18 protein-coding genes are annotated in these 24057 nt (G+C 75.0%); 7 read left to right on the top strand and 11 right to left on the bottom strand.

From position 1 onward, the window contains the following. The first annotated feature begins 254 nt into the window (after window positions 1–254). From ACH4F6_RS07685 to ACH4F6_RS07665, 5 genes are read left to right on the top strand one after another with little or no spacing between them, the layout of a single operon-like run. A complete protein-coding gene (locus ACH4F6_RS07685) occupies window positions 255–1958 on the top strand; it encodes a lipid II flippase MurJ (RefSeq protein ID WP_397959329.1) in 1704 nt (567 codons plus the stop codon). Next, window positions 1942–2682: a polysaccharide deacetylase family protein gene (locus ACH4F6_RS07680; protein WP_397958993.1), complete on the top strand. Its 741-nt coding sequence runs from the start codon at window positions 1942–1944 to the stop codon at window positions 2680–2682. Before ACH4F6_RS07685 ends, ACH4F6_RS07680 begins: the two co-directional genes overlap by 17 nt. Then, a complete protein-coding gene (locus ACH4F6_RS07675) occupies window positions 2679–3845 on the top strand; it encodes a glycosyltransferase (protein WP_397958992.1) in 1167 nt (388 codons plus the stop codon). The genes ACH4F6_RS07680 and ACH4F6_RS07675 overlap by 4 nt, the downstream gene beginning before the upstream one ends. Further along, window positions 3842–4498 carry a lipopolysaccharide biosynthesis protein gene (locus tag ACH4F6_RS07670; RefSeq protein WP_397958991.1) on the top strand — a complete coding sequence of 219 codons (657 nt, stop codon included), beginning with the start codon at window positions 3842–3844 and terminating at the stop codon, window positions 4496–4498. The genes ACH4F6_RS07675 and ACH4F6_RS07670 overlap by 4 nt, the downstream gene beginning before the upstream one ends. Beyond that, window positions 4495–5628, top strand: a complete 1134-nt coding sequence (locus ACH4F6_RS07665) for a GNAT family N-acetyltransferase (protein ID WP_397958990.1) — start codon at window positions 4495–4497, stop codon at window positions 5626–5628. Before ACH4F6_RS07670 ends, ACH4F6_RS07665 begins: the two co-directional genes overlap by 4 nt. 37 nt (window positions 5629–5665) lie before the next feature. On the opposite strand, the gene ACH4F6_RS07660 is transcribed toward ACH4F6_RS07665, so the two are convergent. Then, window positions 5666–6904: a glycoside hydrolase family 26 protein gene (locus ACH4F6_RS07660; RefSeq protein WP_397958989.1), complete on the bottom strand. Its 1239-nt coding sequence runs from the start codon at window positions 6902–6904 to the stop codon at window positions 5666–5668. Between the two features lie 229 nt (window positions 6905–7133). Here ACH4F6_RS07660 and ACH4F6_RS07655 point away from each other — a divergent pair, with 229 nt between their 5' ends. Further along, the gene (locus tag ACH4F6_RS07655) at window positions 7134–8471 is read left to right on the top strand and encodes an ATP-grasp domain-containing protein (RefSeq protein WP_397958988.1); all 1338 of its coding nucleotides are present in this window, start codon (window positions 7134–7136) and stop codon (window positions 8469–8471) included. Between the two features lie 42 nt (window positions 8472–8513). Here the strand turns inward: ACH4F6_RS07655 and ACH4F6_RS07650 are convergent, their stop codons facing one another. After that, window positions 8514–9425 (bottom strand): chaplin, encoded by a 912-nt coding sequence (locus ACH4F6_RS07650; RefSeq protein WP_397958987.1) that lies wholly within the window; start codon window positions 9423–9425, stop codon window positions 8514–8516. Between the two features lie 364 nt (window positions 9426–9789). On the opposite strand from ACH4F6_RS07650, the gene ACH4F6_RS07645 reads away from it, so the two are divergent. Then, a complete protein-coding gene (locus tag ACH4F6_RS07645; RefSeq protein WP_397958986.1) occupies window positions 9790–10191 on the top strand; it encodes a rodlin in 402 nt (133 codons plus the stop codon). Between the two features lie 56 nt (window positions 10192–10247). Here the strand turns inward: ACH4F6_RS07645 and ACH4F6_RS07640 are convergent, their stop codons facing one another. The 9 genes from ACH4F6_RS07640 to iolC all read right to left on the bottom strand — a co-directional run bounded on the left by ACH4F6_RS07640 (window position 10248) and on the right by iolC (window position 24025). Beyond that, a complete protein-coding gene (locus ACH4F6_RS07640) occupies window positions 10248–12170 on the bottom strand; it encodes an AMP-dependent synthetase/ligase (RefSeq protein WP_397958985.1) in 1923 nt (640 codons plus the stop codon). Between the two features lie 272 nt (window positions 12171–12442). Next, window positions 12443–13333: an ABC transporter permease gene (locus ACH4F6_RS07635; RefSeq protein ID WP_397958984.1), complete on the bottom strand. Its 891-nt coding sequence runs from the start codon at window positions 13331–13333 to the stop codon at window positions 12443–12445. Beyond that, window positions 13330–15981, bottom strand: a complete 2652-nt coding sequence (locus ACH4F6_RS07630) for a CocE/NonD family hydrolase (RefSeq protein WP_397958983.1) — start codon at window positions 15979–15981, stop codon at window positions 13330–13332. Before ACH4F6_RS07630 ends, ACH4F6_RS07635 begins: the two co-directional genes overlap by 4 nt. Before the next feature lie 109 nt (window positions 15982–16090). Beyond that, window positions 16091–17488 (bottom strand): APC family permease, encoded by a 1398-nt coding sequence (locus ACH4F6_RS07625; protein ID WP_397958982.1) that lies wholly within the window; start codon window positions 17486–17488, stop codon window positions 16091–16093. 448 nt (window positions 17489–17936) lie between these two features. Then, window positions 17937–19445, bottom strand: coding sequence for a CoA-acylating methylmalonate-semialdehyde dehydrogenase (gene mmsA / locus ACH4F6_RS07620; protein WP_397958981.1), 1509 nt, complete (start codon window positions 19443–19445; stop codon window positions 17937–17939). A gap of 14 nt (window positions 19446–19459) precedes the next feature. Continuing rightward, window positions 19460–21343 carry a 3D-(3,5/4)-trihydroxycyclohexane-1,2-dione acylhydrolase (decyclizing) gene (gene iolD / locus ACH4F6_RS07615; protein ID WP_397958980.1) on the bottom strand — a complete coding sequence of 628 codons (1884 nt, stop codon included), beginning with the start codon at window positions 21341–21343 and terminating at the stop codon, window positions 19460–19462. Further along, complete coding sequence (iolB, locus tag ACH4F6_RS07610; RefSeq protein ID WP_397958979.1) at window positions 21340–22179, bottom strand: 5-deoxy-glucuronate isomerase; 840 nt, start codon at window positions 22177–22179, stop codon at window positions 21340–21342. The genes iolD and iolB overlap by 4 nt, the downstream gene beginning before the upstream one ends. An 8-nt stretch (window positions 22180–22187) precedes the next feature. Further along, window positions 22188–23078 carry a deoxyribose-phosphate aldolase gene (locus ACH4F6_RS07605; protein ID WP_397958978.1) on the bottom strand — a complete coding sequence of 297 codons (891 nt, stop codon included), beginning with the start codon at window positions 23076–23078 and terminating at the stop codon, window positions 22188–22190. Beyond that, on the bottom strand, window positions 23075–24025 hold the full coding sequence (gene iolC, locus ACH4F6_RS07600) for a 5-dehydro-2-deoxygluconokinase (protein WP_397958977.1): 951 nt from the start codon (window positions 24023–24025) through the stop codon (window positions 23075–23077). Before iolC ends, ACH4F6_RS07605 begins: the two co-directional genes overlap by 4 nt. Between the last annotated feature and the right edge of the window lie 32 nt (window positions 24026–24057).

The following is a 24057-nucleotide window of genomic DNA, read 5'->3' as shown; positions in this document are numbered from 1 at the left end:
ACACCCACGCCCCCAGGACCACCCACGGCGACACCGACGCCCGGGCGACCGGCGCCCCGGCCGACGCCGTGGACGATGAGCCCCCCGTCGACGCCGACGGCACCACCGACCACGCGGCGACCGCCCGGACGGCCGGCGGGCCGGGCGGGGCGTCGGCCGACGGCACGGACAGCCGGCCCCACGACGACACCCACGCCCCCAGGACCACCCACGGCGACACCGACGCCCGGGCGACCGGCGCCCCGGCCGACGCCGTGGACGATGAGCCCCCCGTCGACGCCGGCGGCACCACCGACCGCGCGGCGACCGCCCGGACGGCCGGCGGGCCGGGCGGGGCGTCGGTGCGGGCCGGGGAGCCGGCCGGGCTCCCCGCGCCCTCGCGCCGGTTCCTCGCCAGGGCCGCCCTCGTCACCGCCGTCCTCTCGGTGGCCGGGTCCCTGCTCGGACTGGTGCGCGACCAGGCGCTGGCCCGGCTGTTCGGGGCGGGCAGCGACACGGACGCCTTCCTCGTGGCGTGGACGGTGCCCGAGTTCGCGGCCACGCTGCTCATCGAGGACGGGCTGGCCTTCGCGCTGATCCCGGCGTTCAGCGTGGCCCTGGCCCGGCGCTCCCGGGGCGCGGCGGGCGACCCGGTCCGCGCCCTGGTCGCCGGGACGCTGCCGCGCCTGTCGCTGGCGTTCGTCGCGGTCGGCGTCCTCGTCGTGCTGCTCGCCCCGCCGCTGGTGGAGGTCCTCGCCCCCGGCCTGCCCGACCCCCGGCTCGCCGTCGACTGCACCCGGCTCACCGCGACCTGCGCGGTGAGCTTCGGGCTCGCCGGGTACTGCAGCGCGGCCCTGCGCGCGCACCGGAGGTTCACGGCGCCGGCGGCGATCTACGTGGCGTACAACGTCGGCATCGTCGCGGGGATGTTCGTCCTCGCCGGGCGCTGGGGGGTGCGGTCGGCGGCGGTCGGGGTCGCGGTCGGCGGGTGCCTGATGGTCGCCGTACAGCTCCCGTCGCTGCTGGGGCAGCTGCGGAGGCGGCCGACCGGGGCGTCGGCGGAGGCGCCGGCGGAGGCGCCGTCCGGGGCCGGCGCGGAGCCGCGGCCGCTCGGTGCCGCCGTCGTCGCGTCCGTGCTGCTGTTCGCGGTGTGCCGGCAGTCGCAGGTCCTCGTCGAGCGGTTCCTCGCCTCGAACCTGCCGTCGGGGGCGATCTCGCACCTGAACTACGCGCAGAAGGTCGCGCAGATGCCGATGATCCTCTCGCTGATGCTGTGCACGGTGACGTTCCCGGTGGTGGCGCGGGCGCTGGCCGAGGGCGACACCGAGCGGGCCCGGGGGCGGGTGGAGCGGGATCTGGCGCTGGCCGCGTGCGTGGTGCTGCTCGGCACGGCCACGGTCGTGGCGTGCGCGCCGCAGATCATCGGACTGCTCTTCCAGCGGGGCGCGTTCACCGCCGCCGACACGGCGGCGACGGCGGGCGTGATGCGGGTGTACGCGCTCGGGCTGCTGGGCCAGACCCTGGTCGGCGCCCTGGTCCGCTCCTACTTCTCGGGGGCCCGCCCCTCCTGGTACCCGTTCGGCGCGATGGCCGTGGGCATCGCCGTCACCGCCTGGCTGGGCGCGCTGGGCGTCGGGCGCTGGGGCGTGTACGGGATCGCCGCCGCCAACGCGGCCGGCATCACCGTCACCGCGCTGGTGCTGCTGGCGGGCATGGGCCCGCGCAGTGTGCCGATCCGCGTCCGGCCCGTGCTGCACGAGCTGAGCAGGCCGCTGCGGGCGGCGCTGGCCGCGGCACTCGCCGGGACGCTGGCGGCGGACCGGTGCGACGGCCCGCTGGCCGGCCTCGCCGCCGGCGCGCTCACCGTGACCGCCGTCTTCGTCCTGCTCGGCCGGGCCCTGGACGCCCAGGGCGTCACCGCCGCACTCCGATCCGTACGTTCCGCGACCCGAAGGCTGCCGTATGTCCGTTCCCGTTGACGCCTCCACCGGACCCGTCCCCTGGGTGGCGATGTACCACTCCGTCGGCGACTGCTCCGACGACCCGTACCGCATCACGGTCACGCCCGAACGGCTGGAGCGGCAGCTCGCCTGGTTCGCGCGGCGGGGCCTGCGGGGCGTGTCCGTGGGCGAACTGCTCGCCGCCCGCGCCCGGGGCGAGGGCCGCGACCTGGTCGGCCTCACCTTCGACGACGGTTACGCCGACTTCCTCACCGGCGCCCTGCCCGTGCTGCGCCGCCACGGCTGCACGGCCACCCTGTTCGTGCTGCCCGGCCGGCTCGGCGGCGAGAACGCCTGGGACCCGCTGGGCCCGCGCAAACCGCTGCTGACCGCCGACGGCATCCGGCGGGCGGCGGCCGCGGGCGTCGAGATCGGCTCGCACGGGATGACCCACGTCGACCTGACCCGGGCCGACGACCTCGCCCTGAAGAGGGAGACCGTCGACAGCCGGGCCGCGCTCACCGAGCTGCTCGGCACCGGCGCCCACGGCTTCTGCTACCCCTACGGGACGATCGACCGGCGGGCCGTGGACGCCGTGCGCGACGCCGGGTACGCGTACGCGTGCGCGATCGACCCCGGTCCGCTGAACGGCCCGCACGCCCTCCCGCGCGTCCACGTCGGGCAGAACGACACCTCCGCCCGCCTGTTCCTGAAGTACCGGCTGCACCGGCTGCGCCGGCGTCCCGTGGAGGGGCTGCGGTGAGGGCGCTGCACGTCATCACCGGGCTGGGCGTGGGCGGTGCCGAGCAGCAGCTGCGGCTGCTGCTGCGGCACCTGCCGGTCGACTGCGACGTCGTGACGCTGACCAACCCGGGAGCGGTGGCCGACGGGCTGGCCCGGGACGGGGTGCGGGTCGTCCACCTCGGCATGGCGGGCAACCGCGACCTGACGGCCCTGCCCCGCCTGGTCCGGGTCGTCCGCTCCGGCCGCTACGACCTCGTCCACACCCACCTCTACCGCGCCTGCCTCTACGGCCGCCTCGCCGCACGGCTCGCGGGGGTGCGCGCGATCGTCGCCACCGAGCACTCCCTCGGCGACTCCCAGCTGGAGGGCCGGCGGCTGACGGCGGGCGTGCGCGCGCTCTACCTGGCCGGCGAACGCCTGGGCCGCGCCACCGTGGCCGTCTCGTCCGCGGTCGCCGGCCGCCTGAGGCGCTGGGGTGTCCCCGCCTCCCGGATCGAGGTCGTCCCCAACGGCATCGACCTGGCCCGCTTCCGCTTCGACCCGGCCGTGCGCCGGCGCACCCGCCGGCGCCTCGGCCTCCCGGACGACGCCCACGTCATCGGCGGCATCGGCCGCCTCCACCCGGGCAAACGCTTCGACGTCCTGATCCGCGCCCTCGCCTCGCTCCCCGCGGACCACCGGCTGCTGCTGGTCGGCGGCGGCCCGCAGGAGGCCGCGCTGCGCCGCGTCGCGCACGAGTCGGGGGTCGCCGGCCGCGTCCTGTTCACCGGCGAGTGCGCCTACGCCCCCGACGGCGGCCCCGGCCCCGACCTGCCCTCCCTCACCTGCGCGATGGACGTGCTCGCCTCCCCCTCCCCGGAGGAGGCGTTCGGCCTGGCGGTCCTGGAGGCCCTCGCCTCGGGCCTGCCCGTGGTGTACGCGTCCTGCCCCGCGGTCGAGGACCTGCCCGCGCACAGCGCGCCCGGCGCCCGGCGCGTGACCGGCGGCGCCGAGGCGTTCGGGCGGGCGCTGGCCGAGGCCCGCGCCCGGGGCCCGCGCCCGCGCACGGCCGCGGAGGCGGCCCGCCACTACGACATCACCCGCAGTGCCGCCCAGCTCCTGGACGTGTACGCGGCCACCGTGTCCCACCCGCCCCGGTCGGCTCCGCCGTCCCGCTCACCCCAGGGAGTCACTTCGTCATGACCGAGAACCCCGTCCGGCCACACCGGCCGTCCGGCCCCCCACGCCGCTTCAGGGCGCTCCCGCCATGGTCGCTGCTCGCCGCCGGCGCCCTCGCCGGCGGCCTCGTGGGCGGCGCGTACGGCATGCTGGAACCGCCCGTCTACTCGGCCACGGCCTACGTCGTCGCCGTCCCGACCGACGCGTCCGACCCGGCGTCCGCGCTGGGTTTCGCCCAGGCCTACGGGCGGGTCGCGACGCAGCTGGCGGTGCTCGGGGACGCGCAGGTGTGGGCGGGCGTGCCGGCGAGGACGCTGCGCGCCGGCGTGCGGACGGCCACCTCGCCGGACGCTCCGATGGTCGCGATCACCGCGACCTCCTCGCGCGCCGACAAGGCCGCCGACATGGCCAACGCGGTCTCCCGCGCGCTGACCCGGCACGCCGAGGACGCCCGGGCCACGACCAACGTCGAGCTCCGGCAGTTCGCCCGCGCGGTCGAGCCGTCCGAGCCGTCGTCGGCGTCGCCGGAGGTGACCGGGCTGGTGGGCGCGAGCGCCGGCGGGCTGCTCGGCGGACTGTTCCTGCTGGTCCGGCCGAGGGGGAACCGGCAGGAGCCCGGCCGCCCGGCCGCCGTGCCCGCTCCGGCTCCGGCCGCCGACGCCCACGGAGCACCGTGAAAGCGGCGTACACGACGGAATACGTCACCGACGAGCGGGACTTCGCCGGCCTGGCGCCCGCCTGGGGCCGGCTGTACCGGCGGTGCGCGACGGCCACGCCGTTCCAGAGCCACGCCTGGCTGCACTCGTGGTGGCTGTCGTACGGCAGGCGCGGCCGGCTGCGGCTGCTGCTGGTGCGCGCCGGCGGCGACGTCGTCGCGGCCGCCCCGCTGATGGCCGTGCGCCGTCCGCTGCCCGCGCTGGTGCCGCTCGGCGGGGCGATCTCCGACTACGGGGACGTGCTGGTCGACGAGGAGCACGGGGAGGCGGCCGTCGCCGCGCTCGCCGAGGGGCTCGCGGCGGCGGCCCGCACCGCGCTGATCGACTTCCGCGAGGTCCGGCCGGGCGGCGCGGCGGAACAGGTGTACGCGTGCTGGCACGGGCCGCGGCGCCGGGTGGACGACTCGGTGTGCCTGGAGCTGCCGGCCGTGCCCATGGACGAACTGGTGGCCCGGCTGCCGTCGGCGAAGGCCCAGCGGGTGCGGGCCAAGCTGCGCAAGCTGACCGCGCTCGGCGTCGAACGCCACGTCGTCCGCGCCGACGAGGTGGACGGCGCCCTGCGCCGGCTCCTGGAGCTGCACCGGCTGCAGTGGCAGGGCCGCAAGGTGACGGGCGAGCACCTCCAGTCGCGCTTCTGCGAGCACCTGGTGCGCTCGGTGGGGCCGATGGTGCGCTCCGGGGACGCGGTGGTCACCGAGTTCCGGCTCGACGACGACGTGGTGGCCGTCGACCTGACCCTGCTCTCGCGCCGCCTGGCGGGCGGTTACCTGTACGGCGCCCATCCGCGGCTGCGCGAGCGCAAGGCGGACGTGGCGGTGATGCTGCTCGACGCGTGCGCCGAGCACGGGCGCGACGCCGGGCGCGGCACGCTCAGCCTGCTGCGCGGCAACGAGCCGTACAAGCACCACTGGCGTCCCGAACCGGTCGTCAACCAGCGGCTGCTGCTCGCCCGCCGGCCCACCGCCCCGCTGCTGTCGGCCGCGCTGTGCGACGTGGCCGCGCGCCGGCGGGGCAAGGAGCTGCTGCGCCGCTGGCAGGAGCGCGGCGGGCGCGAGGCACGGGAGGGGCGTGGCGGTGGCGGCGGGTCCTGAAGCGGGCCCGCCGCCGCGGGAGCGCCGGGCCCCGCGGTCACCGGCCTCGGGACCACCAGTCCAGGCGCGGGCACGGGCGGCCGGCGAGCAGGTGCCCGAGCCAGTCGCCGAGGTGCAGCGGCGGACAGCGCCCCGGGAGCCCGGGCGCCGGCGGGAGGGCGGGCTCCTCCGGGGGCCGCGGTGGGGTGGGGGCCGGTGCCGTCGGTGCGGTCGGCGCCGGTGCCGTCGGCTCGGTCGCCGGATCGCCGGTGCGGCCGAAGAGCACCGAGCGGTAGACCTCCGAGGACCTGGGGTTGCGCGCACACTGCCAGACGCCGTGCGGGCAGTAGTCGGTGAGCGTGTTGTACAGCGGCCGGTGCTCGTCCATCCAGGCGAGCATCCGCCGCACGTACTCGGGGTTGTCGCCGTTGCGGAACAGTCCCCATTCCGGATAGGAGAGGGCCTTGCCGTGGCTCTTCGCGAAGTCCACGTGGTCCTGCAGCCCGTACGGTTCCCTCACCTGTTCGTCGAACGAGAGCCCGGCCGGCTGGTCGTAGGAGTCCATTCCGACGATGTCGACCGTGCCGTCGCCCGGGTAGCACCGCGTCCAGGGAACGGCGTCCCGGCCGCGGCTCGGCGTGAAGTCGAACCGGAACGCCTGGCCCGGCACCGACCGCATCGTGGTGACGATGCGGTTCCAGTACGCCGTCCAGGCCCGCGGGTCGGGCCCGCAGCGATGGGTGTACGTGGTGCCGTTCATCTCCCAGCCGAGCACGATCACCGTGTCCGGCACCCGCAGCCCGACCAGCCGTTCGGCCAGCGCGCGGAAGTGGTGGTCGAACCGCCCGTCCGCGCCCTGCCGCAGCAGCTCGCGCACCTCGGCGTCGGGCACGCCCTCCTCGTTGCGCTCCAGCATCGGGACGTTGAGGACGAGCATCCGGTCGTCCTTCCCGGCCCGCCAGTCGGCCCACGCGTCGAGGAACCCGGAGCGGCCCTCGATGTTGCTCCACCGGTCGCCCGGCAGGTAGGTGTGCCCGACCCGCAGGTCGGCGCCGCCCAGCCACTCGCTGAGCAGGGCGATCCGGGCCACGCCCCGGGCACCGTAGTCGAGGTAGGCGCCGAAGGCGGGAGCGGTCGGCGCGGGAGCGGGAGGTCCGGGAGCGGGAGGTCCGGCGAGCCGCGCCGGTCCGGTGCCCGCGGCGATGTCGGGACCGGCCGCGAGCGCCGCCGACACCGCGAGCGCCGCCGCGACGGCGGCCAGCCGCCGTGGTCCGACGCGCCGTTGCTGTGGGACCATTCCTGCCCCTTTCCCCACTCTCGCGCTGCGCCGCCGGCGCACGGGGACACGGCCGTGCACGGGGCCGTGAACACGTCCACGCACATGACCCGGGACACGGATGTCCCGGCACACCCGGCTGACGCTCAGTCATACGAACGTCACACGCGAAGGGGGATCACGCCACCGCCGCTACGGCTTTCGCGTGCCCTGATCACCCGCACCGGTGAACCGACCGAAGGAAAATGCCGTGTCGCTGCTCGACACCCGCGTCCCCGCCGTACTGCTGCGGATCGACCGGAATCCCTTTCACCACGGAACGCTGGGCGCGGTGCGCTCGCTCGGCAGGGCCGGGGTCGACGTGCACGTGGTCGCCGATGTGACGGGCAGTCCGGTGCGCGCGTCCCGTTTCGTGGGCCGGCTGCACCCCCCGCCGCCGCAGGGCGCCGGCCCCGCCGACATCGTCGCCACGCTGCTGCGGGTGGCCGCCCGCCTCGAGCGGCCCGCCGTGCTGATCCCGATGGACGACGCGGGCGCGGTCGCGGTGAGCCGGCTGCGCGACGAGCTGGCGCCCGGCTACCTGCTGCCGGAGCAGCCCGGCACGCTGCCCGAGCGGGTCGCCGACAAGGCGGAGCTGGCCGCCCTGTGCGCGGCGGCGGACGTCCCGCACCCCGCCACGGTGGTCCCGGACAGCGCCGCGGAGGCCGCCTCCGCCGCCTGGCGGCTCGGCCTGCCGGTGGTGGCGAAGTGGAGCCGGCCCTGGCTGCTGCCGGCGGGCTCGGGCCTGCGCAGCACGGTCGTGCTGCGCTCGGGACGGGAGGCCCGCGACCTGTACCTGCGCTCCGAGGAGGCGGGCAGCCGGCTGCTGCTCCAGGAGTTCCTGCCCCCGGGCCCCGCCCGTGACTGGTTCTTCCACGGGTACGCCGACCGTTCGGGGGCGCTGCGCGGCGGCGGCCCCGGCCGCAAGCTGTCCTCCTGGCCGCGCGGCGCGGGCCTGACGGCGGTCGGCCGGTGGTCCCCGAACCCCGAGGTGCGGGCGCTGGCCGAGCGGCTCACCGCCGGGCTGGGCTACCGGGGCATCCTCGACCTCGACTTCCGGCGCTGCGGCGCCACCGGCCGCTACCACCTGCTCGACTTCAACCCGCGCCCCGGCGCCCAGTTCCGCCTCTTCACCGACAGCGCCGGACTGGACGTCGTACGGGCCCAGCACCTGGACCTGACGCGGCGGGCCCTGCCCGAGGGCGCGGCACGGCCCGGGCGGGCGTTCGTGGTGGAGAACTACGCGCCGCTGGCCGCCCTGCGCCCGGCACGGCACGGCCGCGAACTCGCCTGGCACGCCGGGGACGACACCGCTCCCGGCCGGGCGATGTGGAGGCTGTGGAGCGCCCACGTCGCCCGCCGGCTGGTGGGCCGCCTGCGCCGGCTGCGCCCCGCGGCCCGCTGTGCCGCGTCGGCGCGGATCGTGCGTCAGGCCGCGCCGCAGGAGCCACCGCCGGCTCCGCCACCGGCCCCGCCACCGGCCCCGCCACCGGCCGGGGTGCCGGCGGCGGCCGATCCCGCCGACGAGGGCCGGGCGGGCCGGTGCTGACGGGACGGGGTGCCGGACGCCGGGCGTCCGGCACCCGTGCGGTCACCGCCGGGAGGCCGCCCGGCCGCGCCGGTACAGCACGGCGCCCGCGGTGATCAGCACGGCGCTGGCCCCCGAGGCGGCCATCAGCGCCTCGCTGCCGGTGTGCGACAGCTCGGGCGGCCTGCTCCCGTGGCCGGACGGAGCCGCGTGGTCGCCGTCCTCGTCCGGCGGCGTCGCGTGATCGTCGTCGTCGCCGTCGTCGGGGCCCGAGTGGCCGCCTTCGTGCGGGGGCGGGGTGGTGTGGCCCCCGCCGTGGGACGGCGGGGTGCTGGGGTCCCCGTCGTGCGGGGGCGCGGTGGTGTGACCGCCGCTCGGAGACGGAGTGGACCCGTATCCCGAGTCGTCGTCGCCGTAACCCGAGTCGCCGTACCCGGAGTCGTCGTCGCCGGAGTCGCCGTACCCCGATTCGCCCTCGTCGGAGCCGTCGTGGCCCGAGTCCCCGGATCCCGAGTCCCCGGATCCCGAGTCGCCGTGACCCGAGTCCTCATGGCCCGAGTCGCCGTGGCCCGCGCCCTTGTCGCCCGAGTCCTTGTCACCCGAGTCCTCGTGACCCGGGTCGCCGTAGCCGGAGTCACCGTCGTCGGAGTCACCGTCGTCGGAATCACCGTGCCCCGAGTCGTCACCGCTCTCGGGGGGCGACCCGTACCGGCCGGAGGCCTGGTGCGCGTCCGAGAAGTCGGCGCAGGCGTCGGCGAAGGAGGGGTGGAGCGCGGCGATCAGGTCGATCTTGCCGGCGCAGGGGTTCACCGGGAAGGTCACCGGAGTCCGGCCCCCGTCACCCGAGGTTGCGCCGGGCGAGTCCTTCGTGGATCCGTACGGATGCGTGTCGGCGAGTGCGAAACCGCCGCACAGGGTCAGGATGCTCGTCGCGGCTGCCGCCGCGATCACTCCCTTGCTCAGGGTCTGTCGCAACTTCGTGGTCTTCCTGCTTGAAGAAGTGGGAAAAGCCGGCCCCGGGACGTCGAGCGGTTCTCCGGGGCCGGCCCGGACCGAGCACAGGCGGAACCGCTCGCACCGTGACCCGCGGGCTGCACACGAGAGATTGACGGCGGGAGAAAGGCGCGAACGCGCGCCACCGGGCAATTCACCCGAAAGCCCTCACGGAATCGGCACAACGGGCCTGTCGGTGAAGGACCGCCGACCGCGGGCGCGGGCGGTGCGCCGGGCCGTTCGGGGCACGGACCGCAACCGGCGGCCGGCTCCGGGCATGAGGAATCACGCGCCCCGTCCCCGGAGTTCCGCGCTCGCCGGCTCCCGCTCCTCCGAAGGGAAGACCATGAAGAAGCGGTGGGCGACCGGGGCTGTCGCCGTGTCCACCCTGGCCGGTTTCGCGTTCGCGTCCACGCCGCAGGCCCTGGCCGTCGGCGACCGCACCACCTCCGCCGGCGGCGACGGTGACGGTTCGAAGCTCGGCGACCCGGCCGCGTCCGGCGACCGCGGCCCGCGGCTCTCGCTGGTCCGGAAGGCCCTGGGCAAGCCCTGCGTCGGTCCGCCGGCGAGGATGAGCGCCGGTTCACTCGTCGGTGTGGTCCCGGTTCCGGCCCCGGAGGCCGGCGTCCTGCCCGCCCCGCGGGACCGGCGGTGCGCCGGGGACTCCCCCCGGGCCGGGGGTGTGGAGTCGCTGTCGCCCGTCCTGGACGACGTCCCGCTCCCGCCGAGCGCGTCCGCGGACGGCTGAGCCCCCGCCCCCGCCACGGCGGGCCACCCTCCTCGGGCGGCCCGCCGTTCCGCGCGTCACCGGCGGTACAGGTCCTCCACCTCCTGTGCGTACCTGGCCGTGACGGCGTGCCGCTTGACCTTCAGGGAGGGGGTGAGCAGACCGTTGTCCTCGGTGAACTCGCCCTCGACCAGCGTGAAGGCGCGGATCGACTCGGCCCGGGAGACCGCCTCGTTGGCGTAGTCGACGGCCCGCTGGACGTCGTCGCGCAGACGGGGGTCGCGGGCGAGGTCGGCGAACGGGGTGTCGGCGGGCAGCCTGCGCACGGCCAGCCAGTGGGCGACCGCGTCGGGGTCGAGGGTGATCAGGGCGGCGACGAAGGGGCGGTTGTCGCCGACGACCAGGCACTGGCCCACCGGGGTGCGGCTGCGCAGGCGGTCCTCGAGGACGGACGGGGAGACGTTCTTGCCGCCGGAGGTGACCAGGAGGTCCTTCTTGCGGCCGGTGATGGTGAGGTAGCCGTCCTCGTCGAGGGAGCCGAGGTCGCCGGTGGCGAACCAGCCGTCGGTGAGGACCGCGTCCGTGGCCGCCCGGTCGTTCCAGTAGGCGCCGAAGACGACTCCACCCTTGACGAGGACCTCGCCGTCGTCGGCGATGCGGACGGCGGTGCCGGGGACCGGCCGGCCGACCGTGCCGGGGCGGGGCCTCAGCGGCGGGACGAGGGTGGCGGCGGCGGTGGTCTCGGTGAGGCCGTAGCCCTCGTAGACCATGACGCCGGCCGCGTAGAAGAAGAGGTTCAGGGTGCGGTCCAGGGGGGAGCCGCCGCTGATGGCGTAGCGCAGGCGGCCGCCGAGTTCCTGGCGGATGCGGCGGTAGACCAGCAGGTCGTACAGGGCCCAGGCGGCGTAGAGGCCGGGGGTGGGGCCCTTGCCGGTGCCGAGGAACCGGCTCAGGTACGCCTCCGCGAAGCGGACGGCGACGCGTTCGGCGCGGTCGAAGGAGGCGGCGCGGCCCATCTTCTCGGCGGTGGCGCGGCCGGTGTCGTGGATGCGCTCGAAGAGGTAGGGGACGCCGACGACGAAGGTGGGGCGGAACCGCTTGAGGGCGGGGCGCAGTTCGTCGGGCCGGACGCTCGGGAAGTGGCCGGTCTCGATGCGGGCCATCAGGCAGGCGATCTGGAGGGTGCGGCCCATGATGTGGGCGAGGGGCAGGAAGAGGAGCGTGGACGCGGTCTGGCCGGTGACCTCCTTGAAGACCGGGTGGAGGAGTTCGAGGACATTGGCGGCCTCGGCGTGCAGGTTGCCGTGGGTGAGGACGCAGCCCTTGGGCCGGCCGGTGGTGCCGGACGTGTAGCACACGGTCGCGGGGGTGCCGGGGGTGAGCGAGGTGCGGCGCTCGGTGACCTCCTCGTCGGGGAGGTCGCGGCCGAGGTCGGTGAGCTCGGTGATCGCCTGTGCGTCCAGTTCCCAGACGCGGGGGCGGTCCCGGTGACCGGCCGTGCCCGCGGTGACCGTGGCGGTGTTCCCGGGGGTCTCGGTGATGACGAAGCGGGCGCCGGAGTCGCGGACGATCCACTCCACCTGGTCGGCGGAGGAGGTGGCGTAGACGGGGACGGTCTGGCCGCCGGCCGCCCAGATCGCGAAGTCCAGGACCGTCCACTCGTAGCGGGTGCGGGACATCACCGCGACGCGGCCGCCCGGTTCGAGGCCGGCGGCGATCAACCCGCGGGCGACGGCGGTGACTTCGTCGGCGAAGGCGGCCGCCGTGACGGGTTTCCAGGTGCCGTCCGGGGCCTGGCGGCGCAGGACGACGGCGTCGGGGGCCTCGGCCGCGTTGGTGTGGGGCAGGTCGGCGATGCTGCCGGCGGTCAGGGGCGGGGCGAGGGGCGCGGTGCGGGCCTCCCGTACGGTGCCGGAGGCGTCCCTGACGACCTCCACCGTGGTGCGGGCGGCGAGGTCGGTGCGGCGTCCGGCGCGTTTCAGGTCCTTGCGCATGCCCATGACGGCTCCCGGCGACGAGTGAGACTGGCGTGCGGTGAACGCAACTTACTCACGCGTAAGGAAGTGCGCCAGGCCTCGGGACGGCTTGCCCGCCCGGGGCTCTCCGTCATGGCGCCGAGGACTTCCCGGGCGAGGCCGGGCCCCCTGTCCTCCGTCGGTGTCCGTGACCGTGACGGGACAGGGGGCCGGAACGTGCGGCACGGGGAGTCGCGGGCCCGTCCCGGACGGGCGCGGAGGGCGGCCGCCGGGACCGGTGGTGGACTCCCGTCGGCCTACGACACCACGTCCTTGCGGGCGAAACCGCGGAAGGCCAGCGCGAACAGCACCAGCGCGTACGTCACGGAGACGGCGGTGCCCTGGATCATGCCGGACCACTCCGGGGTGGGCTGGACGGCGTCGGCCCAGGCGAACTGCCAGTGCGCGGGCAGGAAGTCGCGCCAGTCGCCGAGCGCGGTGACGGCGTCGAGGACGTTGCCCACGATGGTCAGGCCGACCGCGCCGCCGACCGCGCCGAGCGGGGCGTCCGTCTTCGTCGACAGCCAGAACGCGAGGCCCGCGGTGACCAGTTGGGAGACGAAGAGGTACGCCACGACCACGACGAGCCGCTGGGCGGCCGTGCCCGGGTCGAGCGCGCCGCCCGTGGGCAGTTCGAGCGGGCCCCAGCCGTAGGCGGCGGTGCCGACGGCGAGGGCGACGACGGGCAGCAGCACCATCGCGGCCAGGCTGAGGCCGAGCCCGACGACGAGCTTGGACCACAGCAGGCGGGCCCGGGGCACGGGCGCGGCGAGGAGGTAGCGCAGCGAGGACCAGCCGGCCTCCGAGGCCACCGTGTCCCCGCAGAACAGGGCGACCGGGATCACCAGCAGGAAGCCGGCGGAGACGAACAGGTTGACCGCGGCGAAGTTGGCGCCCGAGGCGGTCGCGGTGTCCATCAGCGTCAGCCGGTCGCTGCGGCCGCCCGGTTCGCCGCCGATCGCGAACGCGACGAGCAGGACGAACGGCAGCGCGGCGAGGATGCCGCCCATGACCAGCGTGCGGCGGCGCTTGAGCTGGCGGACCAGTTCGACGCGCGGGGGCAGGGTGCGGGAGGCCCGGTAGCCGGAGGCGGTCGCGAGGGGCTCGCCCGCCCCGGGGCGCTCGGGTCGCTCGGTGAGCGTGCTCATGCGGAGCCTCCGATCAGGGTGAGGAAGGCGTCTTCCAGGCGGCGGTGCGGGCCCACCGACCGCACGGGCACGTCGAGCCGGACGAGGTCGGCGACCAGGCGCTCGGCGGTGCCGTCCGCGTCGAGCCGGACCAGCAGGCCCGGTCCGTCGTCGAGGCGGGCGACCGAGGCGACGCCGGGCAGCGCGGTCACCTTCTCGACGACCGGCCCCTCCACGGGCACGGTGGTGCCGACGAGGAGGCTGTCGCCGGAGCCGACGATCTCCCCGACCGGGCCCGCCTGCACCAGCCGGCCGCGGTCCATGACGACGAGGTGGGTGCAGGACTGCTCGACCTCCGCCAGCAGGTGGCTGGAGACGATCACCGTGCGCCCGGCGGCCGCGTACCGGATCATCACCTCGCGCATCTCGCGGATCTGCGGCGGGTCGAGGCCGTTGGTGGGCTCGTCCAGGATGAGCAGGTCGGGCAGGCCGAGCATGGCCTGGGCGATGGCCAGGCGCTGGCGCATGCCCTGGGAGTAGGTGCGCACCGCGCGGGCGAGGGCGTCGCCGAGGCCGGCGATCTCCAGCGCCTCGTCGAGGTGGGCGTCCTCGGCGGGGCGGCCGGTGGCCCGCCAGTACAGTTCCAGGTTCTCCCGGCCGGAGAGGTGCGGCAGGAAGCCCGCGCCCTCGACGAAGGCGCCGACCCGGGAGAGGACGGGCGCGCCGGGACGGACGGCCCGGCCGAAGACGCGGATCTCGCCGCCGTCCGGGGTGATCAGGCCCATCAGCATGCGCAGCGTGGTCGTCTTGCCCGCGCCGTTGGGGCCGAGGAGGCCCAGCACCTGGCCCCTCTCCACCCGGAAGGACAGCTCGCGCACCGCGTACCGGTCGGCCGACTTCGCGTACCGCTTGCTCAGGCCGGTGATCTGGAGGGGCACGTCGGCCAGCTCCGGGTCGGGGGCCGGGGTGGCGGTGCGGCGGCGGCCCGCGACCAGCAGGGCCAGCGCGATCAGCGCGCCCGCGAGGGGCAGCCACCACACCCAGGACGGCAGCGGGGCGGCCGCGGTGCTCACGCCGGGGGCGGTGGGCACCTTCAGGTCGCCCTTCAGGGAGACGGTGTACGTCGCCGGGGCGGCCGGGGAGGCGTAGCCGAGGTCGGTGGAGGCGAGGACCAGCCGCAGCCGGTGGCCCCGGTCGACCTCGTGGTCGATCGCCGGGAGGGTGATCGTGACGTCCTTGCCGGCCTCGGCTCCCTCGACCCGGACCGGGGCGACGAGCTGGGAGGGCAGCACCTGCCGGGTGCCGTCCGGGCCGACGTCGTAGACCTTGCCGAAGAGGACGGCGTCCCCGCCGGTCGACTTCACGTGGACGGTGACCGTCGGGGAGCCGGTGATCCGCAGGTCGTCCGGGACCGGCGCCGACCGGAAGGCGGCGAACTGGCCGGGGAAGTCGAGGGAGACGCCGACGCCGAGGGAGGAGAGCTGGGCGAGGCCGCCGGAGCCGCCGAGGCCGGGCAGGGCGGAGACGGCGGGCGGGGTGGCGCCGGGCGGGTTGGTGACGGTCTGTTCGCGGCCGGTCAGGGCGATCGAGCGGTCGCCGCTGCTCAGCCCCGGGTAGGTGTCGTCGCTCGCGCCGCGCAGCAGGGCGGCGCCGTCGGTGGAGTCGACTCCTCCGGTGCGGGTGACCCGGAAGGCCGGGCCGGTGCCGGCGGACTCGTCGCCCTTGAGGTAGCGGTCGAACCAGGAGGTCACCCGGGCCCGCACCCGGCTGTTCTCCATGTCGCCGCCGTCGTGGCCGCCCGCGATCCAGTCGACGGCGACGGGGGCGCCGCCCGCCCGGATCGCCTTCTCGGCCGCGTCGGACTGGGCGAGCGTGAAGAGGGAGTCGGTCTGCCCCTGGATCAGGAGGGTGGGGACCTTGATGCGGTCGCCGACGGCGGACGGCGAGCGCTGCTCCAGCAGGGCGCGGGCGGCGGTGTCGGGGGTGCCGGACTCGGCGACCCGCTCGTACATCGCGCACAGCGCGGGCTCGAACTTCGCGCAGCCGCCGCCGGTGTTGAAGAAGATGCCGGTCCACAGCTTCTTGAAGACGCCGTCGGGGAAGAGGGCGTCCGCGAGGTTCCAGTACGTGACGGCCGGGGCGATGGCGTCGACCCGGTCGTCGTGGCCCGCGCCGAGCAGGGAGACCGCGCCGCCGTAGGAGGCTCCGGCCATGCCCACGCGCGGGTCGCCCGCCTCGTCGAGCCGGACCTCGGGCTGCTTCGCCAGCCAGTCGATCAGCTTCGAGACGTCGGCGACCTCGCCCTTCGGGTCGTTCAGCCCGATCCGGCCGGTGGAGCGGCCGAAGCCGCGCGCCGACCAGGTCAGGACCGCGTACCCGTCGCGGGCCAGGTCCTCGGCCTGCTCCCGGACGTCGTCCTTGGAGCCGCCGAAGCCGTGCGCGAGGAGGACGGCGGGCCGGCGGCCGGCCGGGCCGGAGGTGAAGTACGAGGTGTCCAGGCGCACCCCGTCCACGGCCATGACGCGGTCGGCGCGGTGCACCGGGGGCGGGTCGTCGGAGGCGACGGCCGTCCAGGTACCGGCGCCGGCGAGCACGACGACGGCGGCCGCGGCGGCCAGGAGCCGTCGCGGCCGCCGCAGTCCTGGCAGCCGGGGCAGTCGAAGATCCATGCGTCAACGGTACGGGCTCCACCTGTCGGGAGGATGTCGACCGGAGAGCGAACCGGCACCACTCCCGGGGGCGTACGCGCGTGCCCCCGCGTACCGCGGACGCGGTACGTCAGGCCCGTGCGTCCTCCGGGATCGACACCAGCCAGCGGGTGTCGCGGCGGGGGCGGAGGTAGAGGAGCCAGTAGAGGGTGGCGGCGGCGGTGATGCCGCCGGTCCACAGGAGGTAGGCGGTCTCCTGCTGGGTGAGGATGTAGGCGAGGACGACGATCAGCAGGACCGGCACGGCGGGCCAGAGCGGCATGCGCCAGGCGGGGGTGTGCCGGTGGTGGCCGCGCCGGGCGAGCAGGGCGGCCACCGCGACCAGCAGGTACATGCCGGTCACGGAGACTCCGGTGACGCCGTACAGGGTGTCGAGGTTGACGAAGCAGAGGGCCGCGCCGGGGACGCCGACGACGAGGGTGGCGACCCAGGGGGAGCCGAAGCGGCCGAGCCGGGAGAAGACCTCGTTGACCGGCGCGGGCCACGCCTTGTCGCGGGCGGAGGCGAACAGGACGCGGGAGTTCTGGATGACCATCACGATGCCGGCGTTGATGATCGCCAGGGCCACGCAGAGGCTGACGAAGGTGCCGACGGCCGAGTCGGACCAGGCGGTGACCATGGAGCCGATGTCGCCGCCGGTGAGTTCGGCGAGGTCGGAGGCGCCGAAGGTGATGGCGACGACCGGGACCAGGATGATCACGGAGGAGATGGCGAGGGTGGCGAGGACCGTGCGGGCGACGTTGCGGCGCGGGTGCTCCAGCTCCTCGGAGAGGTAGACGGCGGTCGAGAAGCCCTGGGTGACGAAGAGGGCGATGGCGAGGCCGGAGACGACCAGCGCGGCGGTGACCGTGTCGGCGTGGCCGTCGCCGCCCGCGACCTGCATCGAGACCAGGCTGCCGGGGCCGCGGTGGCCGTGGGCGAAGCCGAGGACGGCCACGACGGCGGCCGCGATGACCTCCAGGACCAGGAAGACGCCCGTGATCCAGGCGTTGGCGCGCAGGTCCAGCAGACCGGCGAGGGTGGCCAGCAGCATGACGCCGGCGCCCGCCACGGAGGGGTCGAGGTGGACGATCGGGGCGAGGTAGTCCGCCGTGCCCATCGCGATCACCGGCGGGACGATCACCACGACCAGCAGGGAGAGGACGAAGACCAGCCAGCCCGCGAGGCGTCCGGCCATCGTCGAGACCATGGCGTACTCGCCGCCCGCGCTGGGGATGAGGGTGCCCAGCTCCGAGTAGCAGAACGCCACGGCGATACAGAGCAGCGAGCCGATCGCGATCGTGAGGGCGGTCGCGGTGCCGAGCGAGCCGAACAGGTCGGGGACGACCACGAAGAGGGTGGAGGCGGGGGTGACGCACGAGAGGGTGAGGAGGGTGCCGCCGACGACACCGATGGAGCGCTTCAGCTTCTGGGGGCTGTCGGGCGCCTGAGGGAGGGCGGTCTCGACGGGGCGGAGCGTGTCGGTCATGCGGCGGTTTCCGATCGACTCAACGGCAAAGGGGTGGGTCGGGAGCGCTATCGCCTCCGGCGCATCGCGTTCTGGGTCTCTTCGTCCGCTCCCGGCGCTGCATGGAAACCCGACGAAAAGCGGTGCGTCAATAGGTGTTCATCTACGGAATCCGTAGCCCGATGGGGCTTCCGATTGCGTTTACAGCAGGATCTGCCCTGCCGTTCCGCCGTGTCGGGGCGTACGGGAACCGCAGGGCGGGGCCCGGAAAAACACGGGGGCGTTCGCCATCCGGACGCGTCGGCGGGTGTCGCCGGGGTCGTGGGGCACGGACGGCTCACCGCACGACGGCAAGGGGCGGGGACGGGGGAGGACGAGGGGGAGCGGCGCGACCGGGCGATCGGCCGGTGACGCGACGGTGCCCTGCCACCCCCGGAGAGGGGTGGCAGGGCACCGTACGGGCCGTGGTTCAGTGGTTGCGCGGGAAGCCCAGGTCCACGCCCGCCGGGGCCTCGGACGGATCCGGCCAGCGGGTGGTGACGACCTTGCCGCGGGTGTAGAAGTGCGTGCCGTCGTTGCCGTAGACGTGGTGGTCGCCGAAGAGCGAGTCCTTCCAGCCGCCGAAGCTGTGGTAGCCGACGGGGACCGGGATCGGGACGTTCACGCCGACCATGCCGGCCTCGACCTCCAGCTGGAAGCGGCGGGCCGCGCCGCCGTCCCGGGTGAAGATCGCGGTGCCGTTGCCGAAGGGGGAGGCGTTGATCAGCGCCAGGCCCTCCTCGTACGTGTCCGCGCGCAGCACGCACAGGACCGGGCCGAAGATCTCGTCCTGGTAGGCCTTCGCCGAGGTCGGGACCTTGTCGAGGAGCGAGATGCCGATCCAGTGGCCGTCCTCGAAGCCGGCGCCGTCATAGGTGTACGCCGTACCGTCGAGGACCACCTCGGCGCCCTCGGCCGCCGCGCCCTCGACGTAGGAGGCCACCTTGTCGCGGTGGGCCCTGGTGATCAGCGGGCCCATCTCGGAGGCCGGGTCGTCGCCGGGGCCGATCTTGATCTTCTCGGCGCGCTCGCGGATCTTGTCGACCAGCTCGTCGCCGATGGAGCCGACGGCGACGACCGCCGAGATCGCCATGCAGCGCTCGCCCGCCGAGCCGTAGGCCGCCGAGACCGCCGCGTCCGCGGCCGCGTCCAGGTCGGCGTCCGGCAGGACCAGCATGTGGTTCTTGGCGCCGCCCAGGGCCTGGACGCGCTTGCCGTGGGCGGAGGCGGTGGTGTGGATGTGGCGGGCGATCGGCGTCGAGCCGACGAAGGAGACGGCCTTGACGTCCGGGTGCTCCAGGAGGCGGTCGACGGCCGCCTTGTCGCCGTGGACGACGTTGAAGACGCCGTCCGGCAGACCGGCCTCGGCCAGCAGCTCGGCGAGCTTGACGGACGCCGACGGGTCCTTCTCGGACGGCTTCAGCACGAAGGTGTTGCCGCACGCGATCGCGATCGGGAACATCCACATCGGGACCATGGCCGGGAAGTTGAACGGCGTGATGCCCGCGACGACGCCGAGCGGCTGACGGATCGAGGAGACGTCCACCCGGCTGGCGACCTGCGTGGACAGCTCGCCCTTCAGCTGCACGGTGATGCCGCAGGCGAGGTCCACGATCTCCAGGCCGCGGGCCACCTCGCCCAGGGCGTCGGAGTGCACCTTGCCGTGCTCGGCGGTGATCAGCTCGGCGAGGGCGTCCCGGTTGGCGTCCAGCAGCGCGCGGAACCTGAAGAGGATGGACGTGCGCTGGGCGAGCGAGGACTGGCTCCACGTCGTGAAGGCCTCCTTCGCCGCCGCCACCGCCGCGTCGACCTCGTCGGCCGTCGCGAACGCGACCCGCGTGGTGACCGCGCCGGTCGCCGGGTCCGTGACCGGCCCGAACGCACCCGACGCCCCTTCGGCGGTCCTGCCGCCGATCCAGTGGTTGACGATCTTCGTCATGCCCAGGTTCTCCTTCACAGATGGCGGCGTCGGGTCGAGACGTGCCGTTCGTACAGCTCACGGGCCTTCACCGCGGACGGTCGGGTCGCGGTCTCGGCCACGGGTACATCCCACCAGGCCTGCGCCGCGGGCGCGCCCGACACTGTGTCTGCCGTTCGGGTCTCGACGTAGACACATGTGGGAGTGTCGGCGGCGCGGGCCTCGGCGAGGGCCTCGCGCAGCTCGCGGACGGTCCTCGCGCGCAGGACGCGCATGCCGAGGCTGGCCGCGTTGGCGGCCAGGTCCACGGGGAGCGGGTCGCCCGTGAACGTGCCGTCCGCGGACCGGTGGCGGTAGGCCGTGCCGTACCGCTCGCCGCCGGTCTCCTCCGACAGTCCGCCGATGGACGCGTACCCGTGGTTCTGCACGAGCAGGAGCTTGATCGCGACGCCCTCCTGCACGGCCGTGACGATCTCCGTCGGCATCATCAGGTACGTGCCGTCGCCGACCAGCGCCCACACGGGGCGGTCGGGCGCGGCCAGCTTCACGCCGAGCGCGGCCGGGATCTCGTAGCCCATGCAGGAGTAGCCGTACTCCAGGTGGTACTGGTCGCGGGAGCGGGTTCGCCACAGCTTGTGCAGGTCGCCGGGGAGCGAGCCGGCCGCGTTGACGATCACGTCCGTCTCGTCGACGATCGCGTCCAGCGCGCCCAGCACCTGCGGCTGGGTGGGGCGTGCGTCGGGCTCGTCGGCCTCGTAGCAGGCGTCGACCCGCTGCTCCCAGCGCTCCTTGTCGTCGGTGTACTCGGTGACGTACGCGTCCGCGACCCGGTGGCCGTGCAGGACCAGGGCCTCGGTCAGCTCCGTCAGGCCGCTGCGGGCGTCCGCGACGAGCGGGAGGCCGGCGAGCTTGTGGCCGTCGTGGGCGGCGATGTTGAGGTTGAGGAACCGGACGCCGTCGCCCGCGAACAGGGTGTGGGAGGCGGTGGTGAAGTCGGTGTACCGCGTGCCCACGCCGATCACCAGGTCGGCGGTGCGGGCGAGTTCGTCGGCCGTCGCCGTGCCGGTGTGGCCGACGCCGCCGACGTCCTGGGGGTGGTCGTGGCGCAGGGAGCCCTTGCCGGCCTGGGTGGAGGCGACCGGGATGCCGGTGGCGCCGGCGAACTCGGCGAGGGCGTCCTCGGCGCGGCTGTGGTGGACGCCGCCGCCCGCGACGACCAGCGGCCGCCCGGCCGACCGGATCGCGCGGACCGCCTCGGCGAGCTCGGCCGGGTCGGCGCCGGGGCGGCGCACGGCCCAGGTGCGCTCGGCGAAGAACGCGTCCGGCCAGTCGTGGGCCTCGGCCTGCACGTCCTGCGGGAGGGCCAGCGTCACCGCGCCCGTCTCCACCGGGTCCGTCAGCACGCGCATCGCCTGCAGCGCGGCCGGGACGAGGGCCTCCGGGCGGGTGATGCGGTCGAAGTACTTCGAGACCGGGCGCAGGGTGTCGTTGACCGACACGTCGCCCGCGTGGGGCACTTCGAGCTGCTGGAGGACCGGGTCCGCCGGGCGGGTCGCGAAGACGTCGCCGGGCAGGAGCAGGACCGGGAGGTGGTTGACGGTGGCGAGGGCGGCGCCGGTGACCAGGTTCGTCGCGCCGGGGCCGATCGACGTCGTCACCGCGTGGGTGGACAGGCGGTTCGACTGGCGGGCGTAGCCGACGGCCGCGTGCACCATCGACTGCTCGTTGCGGCCCTGGTGGAAGGGCATCACGTCGGCGTGTTCGACGAGCGCCTGGCCGAGGCCGGCGACGTTGCCGTGGCCGAAGATGCCCCAGGTCGCGCCGATCAGCCGCTGCCGTACGCCGTCGCGTTCGGTGTACTGGGCGGCGAGGAAGCGGACCAGTGCCTGTGCGACCGTCAGCCTCGTCGTCGAGGTCATCGGTACCCCTCCGTGTGCTCTGGGTGGAAGCGGATCCGCCATTCCCGCGTCTCGCCGGGGCCGGCCATGACGTTCAGGTAGTACATGGCGTGGCCGGGCTGGGCGATCGACGGGCCGTGCCATCCGTCGGGGACCAGGACGGCGTCGCCGGAGCGGACCTCGGCGAGGACGTCGGACCCGCCCTCGCGCGACGGGGACACGCGCTGGTACCCGAACCCGTCCGGTCCGTCGATCTCGAAGTAGTAGATCTCCTCGAGCTCCGACTCCTCGCCGGGCCGGTGCTCGTCGTGCTTGTGCGGCGGGTACGAGGACCAGTGGCCGCCGGGGGTGACCACCTCCACGGCGATCAGCTTGTCGCAGTCGAAGGCGTCGGCGGAGGCGAAGTTGCGCACCAGGCGGGCGCAGGCGCCGCTGCCGCGTTCCTCGACGGGGACCTCCGGCGCGGGGCCGTAGCGGGCGGGGAGTCGTCGCTCGCACTTCGCTCCTGCCAGGGCGAAGCGGCCTCCCGCGCCGGAGGCGATCTGGACCCGGGCGTCACGGGGAACGTAGGCGAAGTCGCTGACCGACGCGAAAACGCTGTCCCTGCCCAGGAGTTGGAACTTCTCATCCGCTGTTCGCACGGTACATCCGCCTTCCAGCGGAAGCACGATCCATTCACTGTCCCCGGTGGTGAAGGTGTGCGTGCCGCCGGGCGCCAGGTCGACGACGCGCAGACTGCTGTGGGTCCAGCCGGCCCGCTCGGGGCCGATGGCGAGGACGTGGGTCCCGTCGGCGGTCGTCCCCCTGGGGACGTACAGGTCGCGGTGTGCCGCGGTGTGCGGCTCGGTGTGCGTCACGCGGTCCCTCACAGCAGTCCTACGGCGGTGTCGACGGCGGCGGCCACGTCCCCGTCCGCCGGGTACAGCAGCGAGCGGCCGACCACCAGGCCGCGCACGGTGGGCAGGCGCAGCGCGCCGCGCCACTTCTCGTACGCGCCGGCCTGCTCCTCGACGGAGCCCCCCACCTCGCCGCCCAGCAGGACCGCGGGGAGCGTCGAGGTCTCCATCACCCGCTCCATGTCGTCGGGGTCGTCGGTGACCGGCACCTTCAGCCAGGTGTAGGCCGAACTGCCGCCGAGGCCCGAGGCGATGGCGATGGACCTGGTGACGGCCTCGGCGGACAGGTCGTTCCTGAGCCGTCCGTCCCCGGTGCGGCGGGAGATGAACGGCTCGACGAACACCGGGAGCCGGCGGGCGGCCATGTCGTCGATCGCGCGGGCCGTGGACTCCAGGGTGTTGAGGGAGCCGGGGTCGTCGTAGTCGATGCGCAGGAGCAGCTTGCCGGCGTCGAAGCCGAGGCGCTGGATGTCCTCGGCGCGGTGGCCGGTGAAGCGGTCGTCGAGTTCGAAGGCGGCGCCCTGGAGGCCGCCGCGGTTCATCGAGCCCATGACGACCTTGCCGTCGAGGGCGCCGAGGAGGAGCAGGTCGTCGAGGATGTCGGCGGTCGCGAGGACGCCGTCGACGCCCGGCCGGGACAGCGCCAGGCAGAGGCGGGCGAGCAGGTCGCCGCGGTTGGCCATGGCCAGCCTGCGGTCGCCGACGCCGAGCGCGCCGCGGGCCGGGTGGTCGGCGGCGACGATCATCAGCCGGCCGCTCGCGCCCAGCAGGGGGCGGCGGACGCGGCGGGCGGCGGCCTCGGCGACCGCCTCGGGGTGGTGGGTGCGGGTGTGCACGAGTCCCGCGACGTCGACGGTCACCGGACGGCTCCCGCCGTGAGCGCCGCCTCGATCTCGGCCGCGGTCGGCATGGCCGAGGAGCATTCCAGACGGGAGGCGACGATGGCGCCGGCGGCGTTGGCGTGACGCATGGTCCTCTCCAGGTCCCAGCCCGCGAGCAGGCCGTGGCAGAGGGAGCCCCCGAAGGCGTCCCCGGCGCCCAGACCGTTGAGCACGTCCACCGGGAGGGGCGGCACCTCGGCGGAGTCACCGCCCGCGTGCACGGCCAGGACGCCCTTCGGTCCCTGCTTGACGACGGCGAGCTCGACCCCGGCGTCGAGGAGGGCGCGGGCGGCGGCGTGCGGCTCGCGCACCCCGGTGGCGACCTCCACCTCGTCGAGGTTGCCGACGGCGACGGTGGTGTGCTTGAGGGCCTCGGCGTAGAAGGGGCGGGCCGCGTCCGGGTCGGACCAGAACATGGGGCGCCAGTCGAGGTCGAAGACGGTGGGGCCGGCCTTGGCCCGGTGGGCGAGGGCCGCCAGCGTCGCCGTGCGGCTCGGTTCCTCGCTCAGGCCGGTGCCGGTGACCCAGAAGACGCGGGCCTCGCGGAGGGCGTCGAGGTCGAGTTCGTGGGCGTCGATCTCCAGGTCGGGCGCCTTGGGCTGCCGGTAGAAGTACAGCGGGAAGTCGTCCGGCGGGAAGATCTCGCAGAAGGTGACCGGGGTGGGCAGGCCGGGGACCGGGGTGACCCAGCGGTCGTCGACGCCGAAGCCGCGCAGGGCCTCGTGCAGGTAGGCGCCGAAGGGGTCGTCACCGGTACGGGTGATCACCGCGGTGTTGCGGCCGAGGCGGGCCGCGGCGACGGCGACGTTGCTCGCGGACCCGCCCAGGAACTTCCCGAAGGACGTCACCTGCGGGAGCGGCACGCCCGTCTGCAGCGGATAGAGGTCCACTCCGATCCGCCCCATGGTGATCAGGTCGTACGCCATCGAGTTCCCTTCGTGTCGGCCTGCCCGCGTCC

The organism is Streptomyces sp. NPDC017936 (genome assembly GCF_044328485.1).
Taxonomy (GTDB): domain Bacteria; phylum Actinomycetota; class Actinomycetes; order Streptomycetales; family Streptomycetaceae; genus Streptomyces.
The sequence above is the reverse complement of the archived record's forward strand: the minus strand, read 5'-3'. Positions and strand labels throughout refer to the sequence as shown.

Bases quoted from the DNA above. Each gene is read 5' to 3' on its own strand.
- ACH4F6_RS07680 (WP_397958993.1), top strand. From the start codon at position 1,942: ATGTCCGTTCCCGTTGACGCCTCCACCGGACCCGTCCCCTGGGTGGCG.
- ACH4F6_RS07660 (WP_397958989.1), bottom strand. From the start codon at position 6,904: ATGGTCCCACAGCAACGGCGCGTCGGACCACGGCGGCTGGCCGCCGTC.
- ACH4F6_RS07625 (WP_397958982.1), bottom strand. From the start codon at position 17,488: ATGACCGACACGCTCCGCCCCGTCGAGACCGCCCTCCCTCAGGCGCCC.
- ACH4F6_RS07670 (WP_397958991.1), top strand. From the start codon at position 3,842: ATGACCGAGAACCCCGTCCGGCCACACCGGCCGTCCGGCCCCCCACGC.
- ACH4F6_RS07645 (WP_397958986.1), top strand. From the start codon at position 9,790: ATGAAGAAGCGGTGGGCGACCGGGGCTGTCGCCGTGTCCACCCTGGCC.
- ACH4F6_RS07630 (WP_397958983.1), bottom strand. From the start codon at position 15,981: ATGGATCTTCGACTGCCCCGGCTGCCAGGACTGCGGCGGCCGCGACGG.
- ACH4F6_RS07640 (WP_397958985.1), bottom strand. From the start codon at position 12,170: ATGGGCATGCGCAAGGACCTGAAACGCGCCGGACGCCGCACCGACCTC.
- iolD (WP_397958980.1), bottom strand. From the start codon at position 21,343: ATGACCTCGACGACGAGGCTGACGGTCGCACAGGCACTGGTCCGCTTC.
- iolC (WP_397958977.1), bottom strand. From the start codon at position 24,025: ATGGCGTACGACCTGATCACCATGGGGCGGATCGGAGTGGACCTCTAT.
- ACH4F6_RS07635 (WP_397958984.1), bottom strand. From the start codon at position 13,333: ATGAGCACGCTCACCGAGCGACCCGAGCGCCCCGGGGCGGGCGAGCCC.
- mmsA (WP_397958981.1), bottom strand. From the start codon at position 19,445: ATGACGAAGATCGTCAACCACTGGATCGGCGGCAGGACCGCCGAAGGG.